The sequence below is a fragment of the Pseudomonas sp. GW821-FHT02A11 genome, from assembly GCF_059421985.1.
In genome coordinates this window covers 335,564-346,859 of the sequence record NZ_JBWKWB010000001.1, presented here as the reverse complement: position 1 = coordinate 346,859, position 11,296 = coordinate 335,564, and the positions used below count along the sequence as shown (strand labels likewise).

General features: G+C 59.7%; 8 protein-coding genes. 3 read left to right on the top strand and 5 right to left on the bottom strand.

Going from position 1 to position 11,296, the window contains the following annotated elements; translation table 11 throughout:
* Window positions 1–28: 28 nt before the first annotated feature.
* Entirely contained in the window at window positions 29–1,393 is a 1,365-nt protein-coding gene (locus AC07V9_RS01620; protein WP_495013944.1) for a carbohydrate porin, read from the bottom strand.
* Window positions 1,394–1,850: 457 nt separating this feature from the next.
* Window positions 1,851–3,881, bottom strand: a complete 2,031-nt coding sequence (locus AC07V9_RS01615; RefSeq protein ID WP_495013943.1) for a TonB-dependent receptor — start codon at window positions 3,879–3,881, stop codon at window positions 1,851–1,853.
* 322 nt (window positions 3,882–4,203) lie between these two features.
* Here AC07V9_RS01615 and AC07V9_RS01610 point away from each other — a divergent pair, with 322 nt between their 5' ends.
* Both AC07V9_RS01610 and AC07V9_RS01605 read left to right on the top strand, forming a co-directional pair.
* On the top strand, window positions 4,204–4,431 hold the full coding sequence (locus tag AC07V9_RS01610; RefSeq protein WP_495013942.1) for a VF530 family protein: 228 nt from the start codon (window positions 4,204–4,206) through the stop codon (window positions 4,429–4,431).
* A gap of 33 nt (window positions 4,432–4,464) precedes the next feature.
* A complete protein-coding gene (locus AC07V9_RS01605) occupies window positions 4,465–5,124 on the top strand; it encodes a Pr6Pr family membrane protein (protein ID WP_495013941.1) in 660 nt (219 codons plus the stop codon).
* An 18-nt stretch (window positions 5,125–5,142) separates the two neighbouring features.
* Here AC07V9_RS01605 and AC07V9_RS01600 read toward each other — a convergent pair whose 3' ends face one another.
* From AC07V9_RS01600 to AC07V9_RS01590, 3 genes are all read right to left on the bottom strand, one after another.
* Window positions 5,143–5,916 carry a siderophore-interacting protein gene (locus AC07V9_RS01600; protein ID WP_495013940.1) on the bottom strand — a complete coding sequence of 258 codons (774 nt, stop codon included), beginning with the start codon at window positions 5,914–5,916 and terminating at the stop codon, window positions 5,143–5,145.
* Window positions 5,913–6,503 (bottom strand): PadR family transcriptional regulator, encoded by a 591-nt coding sequence (locus tag AC07V9_RS01595; RefSeq protein WP_495013939.1) that lies wholly within the window; start codon window positions 6,501–6,503, stop codon window positions 5,913–5,915. The genes AC07V9_RS01600 and AC07V9_RS01595 overlap by 4 nt, the downstream gene beginning before the upstream one ends.
* Before the next feature lie 400 nt (window positions 6,504–6,903).
* The gene (locus tag AC07V9_RS01590; RefSeq protein WP_495013938.1) at window positions 6,904–10,026 is read right to left on the bottom strand and encodes a transglycosylase domain-containing protein; all 3,123 of its coding nucleotides are present in this window, start codon (window positions 10,024–10,026) and stop codon (window positions 6,904–6,906) included.
* A 329-nt stretch (window positions 10,027–10,355) separates the two neighbouring features.
* Between AC07V9_RS01590 and AC07V9_RS01585 the strand changes: the two genes are divergently transcribed.
* Window positions 10,356–11,291, top strand: a complete 936-nt coding sequence (locus tag AC07V9_RS01585; protein WP_495013937.1) for a hypothetical protein — start codon at window positions 10,356–10,358, stop codon at window positions 11,289–11,291.
* The last annotated feature ends 5 nt before the right edge of the window (window positions 11,292–11,296 follow it).

Sequence of the window (11,296 nt, the reverse complement as noted above, 5' to 3'; positions counted from 1 at the left end):
AGCGGATTCTGAAAGGTGAAATAAGCCATCAAAACGAGGATTGAATCTTCAGACCGGCCACCAGCGCGTCATCCACCTGGTTCACGCCGCCGGGATGGCGGATGAATTGCAGGTTGGGACGCACGGTCAGCCAGTTGGCGACGTGCACGCCGTAATACATCTCGGCGTTGTATTCGGTGTCCTGCACAGGCAGGAAGGCGGGGTCGTTGTAGTCGCTGACGTTTTCGGCCTGATTGCGCAGGTTGATGTTCTTGCGATACGTCGGGTTGACGTGGATACGGCCGACCGCCAGGCCGATGTCATCCTTGGGGCGTGCGTCGAACGGGCCGGTGTAGGTGGCGCCCAGGGCAACGTAGTTGTCGATCATGTTGGTTTTCTTGTCGTGCACAGTGCCGTTGGCGAACAGGCTCAGGCCCCGGCTGTTGTCACTGGCCTGGCTGGTGACTTGCTGGCGCAGGGTCAGCCACATGCCGTGTTTGCTCGACGAGGAAGCATAGTTTTCGCCGCTCAATGCGGCGTAACCGCCATCGCTGTCCTTGACGACGTCGCTGCTGTCAGCGGTGCTGTAGTAGTAACCCAGGCGGTATTCGCCCGGCAGGTCATTAACCTTCGGCGACCAGACCAGCTCGACCGGCAATACGGCGCCCTTGGTGCCACTGCCGCTGAGCTTGAAGGCGTTGTCGTTTTCCAGGTTCGACGGGTTCTGTTCGAACACGCCAACCTGCACGAACAGCTCGGGGGTGAGCTGATATTTCACGCGCATGGCCCACTGGCTGATCGGCCAGTTGTACCAGATGCCGCCGCCCCAGTTGCCGACCTGCGAGCCACAGAAGGACAGGTTCTGGAAGTCGCACGGGAAGGTGTTGAAGTCTTCGCCCTCGTTGAAGCGGCCGACCTTGATGCTCAGCTTCTGATCGAGGAATTTCTGCTGGTACCACAGGTCTGTCAGGCGCGTGACGTTGCCACGACCCCAGACTTCCTGGGACGACGAAATGGTGCCCACGCGCGGATCGGACACGCGGTCATTGCTGATGTTGTCGCCGTTGCGGTTGGTCAGCGTCACTTGAAATTCGGCGTCGTGCCAGCCGAGGATCTTCTGCAGGTCCATGTGCGCGCCGAGGGCGAACTGGTCGGCGTAGCGGGTCGCCTTGTCATGGTTGTAACCGCCGTGCAGATTCGAGCCGACCTCGACCACGGTGTCGAGCTTGAAGTCATAACCCTGCTGCGAAAGCTCGCTGCGCTTGCCTCCCCAATCCCCCAGCATCCACGGCGACTCACTGTCAAAGGCCGGCGTCGCCTGGGCGCAGGTGGCCAGGCCCAGGGCGAGCAGCCCCAGTGCGTGGCGATGACCAAGCGGGTGAATGCGGGTGCAGCGTGTCGATTGAAGAGGCATAGGGCAATGAATTCTTTTGAGTGAGCTGGGTACGGCGCAGCTGCGTGCTGCGTCGATAAGCCGCGTGGCAAAACTTGACAGATAGACGAGAGAAACGATTCAGCTGCCAGCGCGGCGCGATGATAGGGGGCTAATGATTTTTAAAAAAGACGATTTTGCGACATGAATAGTTACGTGTCGCGCAACAGTTAGGCGGAAGCGAGGTAGCGCTATCCCTTAGCAGTGGCAAGGGGACGCAGATTTGGCAGGAGGGTGATGCGTAAGTAACCCTTGCAGTGGGTGCACAGATGGATTTCAGAATGTTAGCGCGGTTTGTCTGAACGCATGACCCACTGTGGGAGCGAATTCATTCGCGAATGGCCCGGGCAGGCGACATGTGCATCGCCTGTCCGATTCATCGCGAATGCATTCGCTCCCACAGGTGTATTTGAGTCGCTGGCGTGCCAGCGACCAACCCTTAGAACGTCGTACGCAACCCCACTTCAATGCTTCGGCCTTGGGCCGGTGCGATGTCGCGCAGGATCGAGCTGGCGTAGCGCACGGTCTGGTTAGTCAAGTTCTCGCCATTGACAAACGCCAGCCACTGGCTCTCACCGACGTTGAATGTGTAACCTGCACTCGCCCCCAGCGTGGTGTAGCCGTGGGTAGAGGTTTCGTTGTCCGGGACGCGGCCTTGCGAAGCCGCATGTTCGACGTCGATACGCGCCTGCCACTTGTCCAGTTCCCACAGCAGGCCGCTGTTCAGACGCAGGGGCGCGATGCGTGGCAGGGCTTCGCCGGTGTCCAGGTTGGTCGCGCGGGTGTAATCGCCTGATAACTCGAGCGCGAATTTTCCGTACTGGCTTTCGCCCAGTTTCCAGTGATCCTGCGCCTCGAATCCTGCAAAGCGCGCTCGCACGCCGGAGTAGGTGTATTCGGGGATGCCGTCGGCGTCCTCCTCACCTTCTTCATTAAGCGTACGACCTGTCCCCAGCAAGCCGATGTAATTGGAGAAGTGGCTGTAGAACACACCGAAACTGCCTTTGTGAGTGCCGTTGTCGAAACGCAGGGCCAGGTCGCTGGAGACCGCTTTTTCTTTCGACAGACCCGCGTCGCCCACTTCATAGGTGCCAGTGGCGACGTGAGCGCCGTTGGCGTAGAGCTCGTAGAAAGTCGGGGCGCGTTCGGTGTAACCCAGTGTTGCAGCCAGCGACCAAATGGGTGTCAGTGTATACACCGCCCCCGACGACAGGCTGCCAGCGGTGAAACTGCTGGAGCGATCAGCATGGGCAAAGCGCTCATTGCCCATGCCATCCGGATCGACGGTGGTGTGCTCCAGACGCCCACCCAGGCTTAGCTTCAGGCGATCGGTGGCCTGCAGTTCTTCAAGAATGAACAGCGCGCCGGCATCGGTATCGGTCTGCGGCACGAAAGCCTCTTCGCCCAGCGCCGAGAATTCGCTGCGGGTCACTTGCGCGCCGACGACTCCGTTCAGTGGGCCAATCGGCTGGTGGCGTGCTTCGACGCGAGCCTCAAAGCCCTTGTTCTTGAACGTGGTGCCGACTTCGCCGTCCTCGATCTCCATGTGCTTGTATTCGGTGTAACCGGCATCGAGTTTCACCGAACTGAACGGCCCTGACAGGTTGCGGATTTCCGAGGCGAACGCGTAGTGGTCCTGCTTCATGCGGATGCGCACGTCCTGCTCGGCGGGCGATCCGTAATTGGAATCGTAATTGCTATAGGAAAGCCCCGCGTAGCCGTCGTCCCACGTGTAGGAACCGCCGACAGCGCCGCCGTCCTGACGCCCGTCGCTGTTGCCCAGACGATGCTTCTTGTCATCGCCATCCGGGTCGCGAGCGCGCTCGTCAGCGGTGCGGGCGTAGCCGGGGATTTTCAGGTCGTTGAATTCGCGGGCGTTGGCGTCCAGGTGCAGGGCGAAGGTGCCGTTGCCCGCTTCCAGCTTGCCCGCGCTGCTGCGTGTGGTGTCCGCGCCGCCATAGCGCAACTCGCCGGCACCCTGAATGCCTTCGATGGCCTCGGTCGGGATGCGGTTGTCGAAGGTGTTGACCACACCGCCGATGGCGCTGCCGCCATACAGCAGTGCAGCCGGGCCGCGCACGATTTCGATGCGATCGACGTTGACCGGGTCCAGCGGCACCGCGTGGTCATAGGACAGCGAGGATGCATCCAGCGCACCCACGCCGTTGCGCAGCAGACGAATGCGATCGCCATCGAGTCCGCGAATGATCGGCCGACTCGCGCCCGGCCCGAAATACGACGACGACACACCCGGTTGCTTGTTCAGCGTTTCGCCCAGGCTGCCTTTCTGTTGCAGGGTCAGATCATCGCCAGTCAGCACAGTGCTGGGGGAGGCAAGCTGATCGCTGCCCAGCGGGTTGGCGGTAATGGTTTGCTGCTCAAGTTCGATGGCGAAGGCGGGGGAAGCAACGAGCAGGGCAGCGGCCAGCAGCGTCAGGCGCCAACGTCGGGAGGGAGAGGAGCGGGACATGCAGCGTTTCCTTGGCAGGGTGGGACTCTATGGTTGGATGCGTAGTGTTATAACATAACAATAAAAATGCAATCATTTTGGAATCGGCCTTTTGAAGTGGCTACGCTGACCGCCGGGACGCATCAGCGCTGTGGGAGCGAATTCATTCGCGATTGGCCGGTACATCCGACACATCGCTATCGGTTGTATGCCAGTCTCGCGAATGAATTCGCTCCCACAGGGTCCAGTCACAGGCGCAGTTATGCTTCACACTGAACAATGCCTCCGCTAAGGTGCGCACCTCGCGACAACGTCCCCTACACCGAACGCAAAAAGGCCCGGCATGACCACACCGAACAACAACCCGCTGCATGGCGTGACGCTGGAGCAGATCCTCAACCGGCTGGTCGAGCATTACGAGTGGTCGGGGCTGGCGGAGCGCATCGACATTCGTTGCTTCAAGAGCGACCCGAGCATCAAGTCGAGCCTGACGTTCCTGCGCAAGACGCCCTGGGCGCGGGAAAAGGTCGAGGCCTTGTATGTGAAGCTGGCGCGCACCAAGCGTGGGTGATGACACGCCGCCTTCTGAAAAATCGAGCCGAACATGCCCAGCCCAAGCCTTGACCTGACCTGCGGACAGCGTCGCTACGCGACCGTCGCCGCGCTGCTTGGCTGGTTCGCGCTGGCGGTGCAGCTGTACCTGATTCTCTGGGGGCGCTGGGCCGATCAGGCCAGCCTGGTGGGCGGGCTGGTCAAGTTCTTCAGCTTCTTCACGGTGCTGACCAACACCCTCGTTGCCACAGCGCTGACCTGTGCGATCACCGACCGCCATTCGGCAGGGCACCGTTTCTTTCGTTCGCCTGTGGTCTGCGCGGGCATCACCACCAGCATTCTGTTGGTGAGCATTGCCTACAACCTGCTGCTGCGGCACTTGTGGAGCCCGGAAGGCTGGCAAAAACTCGCCGATGAACTGCTGCACGACGTCATGCCGCTGGCGTTTCTTGGCTACTGGTGGCTGTACCTGCGCCAAGGCGTGCTGCGGCTGAAACATGTACTGGCGTGGATGCTGTACCCGACGCTGTACTTTGGTTATCTGCTGTTTCGCGGGAACATGTTTGGCGATTACCTGTATCCGTTTCTGGATATCGGCACCCTGGGGATCCGTAGTGCGTTGATCAATGCGCTCGGGGTGTTGGCGGGGTTTGTGGGGATCGGGTTGCTGATTTGGGGGATTGATCGGGCTCACCCATCCAGAGACGAATGAGCCCGGACCTCGCGCCGGTTAGTCCTCGTCCGAATCGTCAAGACGCCAGTAACCTGCGGCCTTCACCGCCGCTTCATCGAGCTTGAGCTCATCGAGCAACACCCGGCGAACCTTGCGTGACAGCGCTGATTCCGTCGCAACCCAGGCATACAGATCACCTTCGGGCAGCGTCAATTGACGCGTTACATCGAGCAAATCCTGCTCGCCGCGCACGACCCAGATCAGCTCAACCTGCGCCTTGCTCGCCAGTTCCTGACGCTCGGCATGGTCTTCGATTTCGACCACCACCAGCGCACGACGATTACCGGCCAGTTCTTCCAGACGGCGAGCGATGGCGGGCAACGCGGTTTCGTCGCCGATCAGCAGGTAACTGTCGAACATGTCCGGCACGATCAACGAGCCACGCGGCCCGGCAATGTACAGGAACTGCCCGGCTTGCGCCTGAGCAGCCCACATTGCAGCAGGGCCGTCGCCGTGGAGCACGAAGTCGATGTCCAGCTCGCCCGACTCGGCGTCGTAGCGACGTGGCGTGTAATCGCGCATCGCAGGGCGCGGGCCGTGTGACGCATTGGGGCCTGGCACGAAGTTATCCAGCGCGGCCTGTTCTTCGGGGGTGGTGGCAAACAGCAGTTTGACGTGATCGTCGCTGCCCAGGCTGATGAAACCGTTCAGTTCCGGGCCGTGCAAGGTGATGCGGCGCATGCGCGGGGTGATGTCGATGACGCGTAGCACCTGCAATTTGCGACGTTTGATTTCGTGGCTGACGCGATGAATCGATTGCTGTGAATTCATACGGACTTCTCCGACGCAGTGTGTGGGCCATCAGCGACGGCCTTGGCGGTTTCGTTCAGCAGGTCGCGCACGCGGATGATTTCTTCCGGGGTCCAGCGACCGTGGTGCATCTGCAGGGCGTGGCGCAGGTTGTGCACGGCTTCGTGAATCTCAGGCGGGCGGTCATGGCCGCGCAGCGAGCGTTTGCTCACCTCGATGCGCATCTTCACGCCGTCCAGCGCGACCGCTTGCTCGACTAGAAACTGCTGGCCGGCTTCGGTGATCTGGTAGCGCTTCTTGCCGCCTTCTGCATCGCCGGTGATCAGCTCGCTTTCTTCCAGAAAGGTGAGGGTGGGGTAGATCACGCCGGGGCTTGGGCTGTAGGCGCCGTCGAACAGGCCTTCGATCTGACGGATCAGATCGTAACCGTGGCAAGGCTGATCGGCGATCAAGGCCAGCAGCAATATTTTCAGATCGCCTGGGGCAAATACCCGAGGACCGCGTCCGCCGCGTTCCCGACCGGTGCGTTTTTCAAAACCATCGCGGCCGTCGCCGTGGTCACCGAAGTGCGGGCGGTGGTGATGGGGGTGGTGTGAGTGGTCTCTCATCGTTTGTCATCTCTCGTTACGTGTTAGATATACCTTAAGATATATCTTAAGAAAGATGCAAGACGTGTTAAGACGAACGGTTCTCATCTGCGGGGTGCGAGGATTGCGGATTAGGGATATGCATCGCTGCAAGCTCGGCTCCCTCTGTTGGAGCGAGTTCATTCGCGAAGCGAAAGTACAACCGATGCAGATGTGTTGGATGTACCGCCCCCATCGCGAATAAATTCGCTCCCACAGGAATTCGCAGTCGCTGCGAAGTGCAAGGCCAGACCCGGATCCAACTGTGGGAGCGAATTTATTCGCGAAAAATCGAACAGGCGATGCACATGTGTCATCTGCGCGGCCAATCGCGAATTAATGGGCTCACACAGGCTTCCTGTATTCGTCGGGACTGCGCGGCTCAGCGAGCGCTCGCCACCTGCGCCGCAACCGGCGCCTTGCACTGGGTGTAGGTCCCGGGTTCAAGGTACTGATTGAGAATCGGCGCCATGCCCTTGAGCACTTGCACAGGCAGGGCCGAGGTGAACTTGAACGACTCGGCCGCGCGCCCCGGCACGTAGGCGGTCAATGTGCCGAAGTGGTTGTCCCCAATGTAGAACACGAACGTCGCAGTGCGGTTGATCGCTTTGGAGGCCAGAATCCGCCCGCCCGAACCAAAGCTCTCGATGCGGTTGTCGCCCGTCCCGGTCTTGCCGCCCATGGCCAGGGCCGTGCCGTCTGCCGTCTTGAAGCTGCCCGACACGCGCCGCGCCGTACCGGCATCGACCACTTGCGACAACGCCTCGCGCATGGCGGTTGCGACTTCCGAGCGCAGCACCCGCTTGCCCAGTTCCGGATTGTTATTGAGCTGGGTTTCGTAAGGGGTGTCGGCGGCGAAATGCAGGCTGTCGATGCGCAGCACCGGCAGGCGAACGCCGTCGTTCTGGATGATGCCGATCAACTCGGCCAAGGCTGCCGGACGATCCCCCGAGCTGCCGATGGCGGTGGCCAGCGAAGGAACCAGATGGTCGAACGGATAGCCCAGTTTCTGCCAGCGCTGGTGAATGTCGAGAAAAGCCTCGATCTCCAGCATCGTGCGAATCCGGCTGTCCCGCGCGCTCTTGTGGCGACTCTTGAACAGCCAGCTGTACACCTCCTGGCGCTCGAAACGGCTGGCGGCCACGGCGTCCTTGAACTTGGCCTCGGGGTTTTGCAGCAGGTAGCCCACCAGCCATAGGTCCAGCGGGTGAACCCGGGCGATGTAGCCCTGATCCGGCAGGTCGAACTTACCTGGCCCGTAGGCGAAATACAGGTCGTCGAGGCGTTTTTCCGTCAGCGGCGGCTGGCGCTTGTCGGCGACCGTGTGGGCGCGAACAAAGGCGTTGAATGCGCTTTGACTGGCATCTGGCAGTAAATAGCGATGCACGGCAGCCATGCGACTGGCCGATGGATGGACGCCGTCGAGGAAGGTGTCGAGGCGGTCTTGAGTGGTCTTGTTCTTGTAGCGTTTCCAGAAGCGCAGCAGAAATGAGGTGCCTTCGCGGTCGGCGAAATCAGCGAGGTATTCCTGACGCCGGGGATCGCTGTCGTCTTTCATCAAAACCGCGCTGTTGTTCGGGCCCTGATAGGTGACGTAGCGCACAAGATCACGCATCAGGCGGATGAACGGCAGGTTGATCGACTCGCGCAACGCCTCGCGCAAGGTGGGGTTGCGCTCATTGTCTTCGCGCCGAAAATTGTTGAAATGGTGCATGCCGCCGCCGGTGAAGAAGTTCTCGCCGGGGCTCGCCGAGTATTTGCGGTCAAGGGCTGCGGCGAGCATTTTCGACAGGTCGCGATCGGGGTTCTGCATCAGGTAATCCAGCGCCCAGCGGCTCAGCCGGTCAGGGTCTTCCACCGGCACTTTCCTGAGCTGCGCATTGCTCATCGCGCCGTATTTGTCGTGAATCTCCGAGATGATTTGCAGGTAAGTCGTCAGCACGCGCATCTTGGCCGTCGAACCCAGTTCCAGCTTGCTGCCCTCGTTGATGTCGAACGGCTGATCGGTGCTGTCGGTCTGCACCCGCACCCGCGAGCCATCGATGTCGCGTTCGAACAGTGTGAAGCTGTAGCGCACGGCCTGGGTGCTGGCTGGTGTCAGCAGGTGCTCGCCGAACAGGCCCAGTTTGGCTGCGTATTCGGGGTTGGCCAGATCACGCAAGTACTGGCCGACGCTGGCCTGCAGATCGTTCTGCAGGGTGCTGGTGGCCGACAGGTCGAGGCGGTCCAGATCGTACAGCGGCCGATTGAGCATGTTCGACAGGCGGGTGCGCGCGACGGTGATGCCCTTATTGGTCTCGATGGGCTGCACGGTCGGCTGCTGCACCCAGTCGCGGTAGGTGACAGTGGCCCCAAGAGCGGCGTCGGCCAGGGGCTGGTCGATCACGTTGTTCTGCGCCAGCAGACGAATATGGCTGTCGGTGAGGTCTGCCAGTTCCTTGCGCCCCTTGGCCAAATAGTGGGAAGGGCGCCGCTGAGCGATCACCAGCGAGAGCACCTCGCGCAGGGCCAGGCCTTGGGCGGCGAGGGTCTTGGCGTCACTGGCAGGGGAGGCCAGCAGCGCATTGGTCCGATCGAAATCGGCGCCGTACCAGACCCGCAAGCCTTCAGCCATGCCATGGACTTCGCCGTGGCCCGGTACCGCCGAGAGCGGCACGCTGTTGAGGTAATCACGCACCACGCGCTGACGCACTTCCAGCGTCTGTGGCCCCGGTTGATAGGCGCGCACGCTGGCCGAAATCATCTGCCGGATCTTCTCGCCCCCGGACTGCGTCAGGCCGTCGGGGGAGTGGCGGTACTTCTCAAGCTGAGTCGCCAATGTGCTCCCGCCAGCGGACTGACCGGGCAGCCCTACCAGTTTTGTAACTTGGGAAATCGCGGCCTTGAGGAAGCGCGGCCAGTCCACGGCAGGGTTGGCCATGGGTTGACGAGGGGTGAGCAGGTCGCGGTTTTCAATGAACAGCAGGCTGTTGACCAGCACTGGCGGAATCGAGGTGAAACTGGGGTACAGCTGTTGCGGGTAGGTGAACTGATAGAGCGCATCACCCCGGCAGTCGGCGATGGTCAACCCCGCCTGACTCTTCTCCTGATAGGGCACGAAAAAGCCGCTTTTGGCGTAAGCCATCAGCTCGGGCGAGAAGCGAGATTGTTCGGTGATGCGGTAATCGCGCTTGAGCAGGCGGGGCAGGAACTCTCCCAGCGCCGAATAGCCCAGTCGTTTGTCGAACGGGCCGTCGCCGGGATACAGGATGTCGTCGCTGGCACCGGGCTCGACGGTGTAGCTGAGGTTATGGGCGAACTGACTGAACTCGCGGGCCTGAAGCTTAGAGCTGCGCACTTCCGAGGCAGCCATAAATCCCAGGATCACCAACCCCACCAGCACCAGAACCAGCAACACCCGCCACACAGATCGCCTGTGGTGTGGGCGTGCAGGCATTGGAGCGTCCCCCCGACTGTCAGCCTCAACCGCAGCCTTTTTTCCATCCGATTGCCACAAAGCGCCCATATCGTTGGCCCGGTTAAACCTGTTAATCGCACCTGACTACAAGCTTAGACGCTGGGCGGGGAGGGTGAAAAATTTGTGAAGGTCCTGCGTGAAAAGAGATTGCGCCGCTGAAGTGGTGGGCCACTCAAGATGAGATCCGGTGGGGCGAGTCACGATGGTGTATGTCAGTTAAATCGTCACAGTTGTTCTTATTCCGCTTAATTCTGATGAGTCCAGCGTTAATTTGTAGGAACGTTCTTTTTGTTGTTGATGGGATTGACATGGAAGTGTCTAGATAATTACGTCAATGGCGAGGTAAGCAAAAAAAATAAACGACCGAGGATAATGGTATGAAACTTGTTGTGAAGTCTATGGTGGTTGTAATGTTACTGCTGAGCTCGCAGTGTCAGCTTTTACACGCCGCTGATTTTAAGGCGCAGGGTGAGGCCCAATCAAATGGATACAGTTATGGTCTTGAACAGAGCGTTTCCGAAACACATATGGATGGAGAGCTCATGTTCACTGATTTATCCGACCAAATTCATGTGCTTCAACAGATTCCAAAAAGTGCGACTGCCGTTCATTATTACAGCTTCACTGCGGTGCGTGGACAGATGGTGCTGCTGGCGCATTCTGGTGACGGCCAGCGTGCTGCCTTTAAAGTCGAATATCTGACGAGTGGTAAATGGGAAGAACTGGTTAGTGACTCAAGGGTTTTTTCGGGGTTGGGTGCGAATGGCTCGGTCATCGTCAGGGTGATGAGTAAAATAGATGTTCCTCGCACTTCTGCTGCGTATCGCCTTATCCTGGGATCATACCCGGTGCTGAAAAAGTATGAATTGCATGATGAAGTCGGCGTTAACAGGATTCCGACAGGGCATACTCAGCCGTCGTGGTTCTGGACACAAGGTTACACTCAGGCGAATTTGGAAGCGTATTTTACCGACTCCGTCGGGGCTCCGCTGAAAGGCGCGGTTGGGCGATTTACACTGGGTCTTTCAGAGTCTCGGCTCAAACCGGTTGTTGAGGAAGTGGTCAGCAATCATCAGGGGAAGGTAAACACTTCCATTACGTTTGGCCGTTGCACAGGAGGTCATGAGGCGCTTGATCACGTGACCTATCACCTGGGAACTCATACGTGGAGAAGCTATTACTACGTCGGCGGCTATACTTTTTCAAACGCACTGCTAGGCCCGGCAGCGGATGCAGACGCCGCTCAGGATCTGCGACTGTTCGGCCATATCTGTAGGCAGCAACTAATCAAGACTGCACGGGGATCTATTTAAGCTTC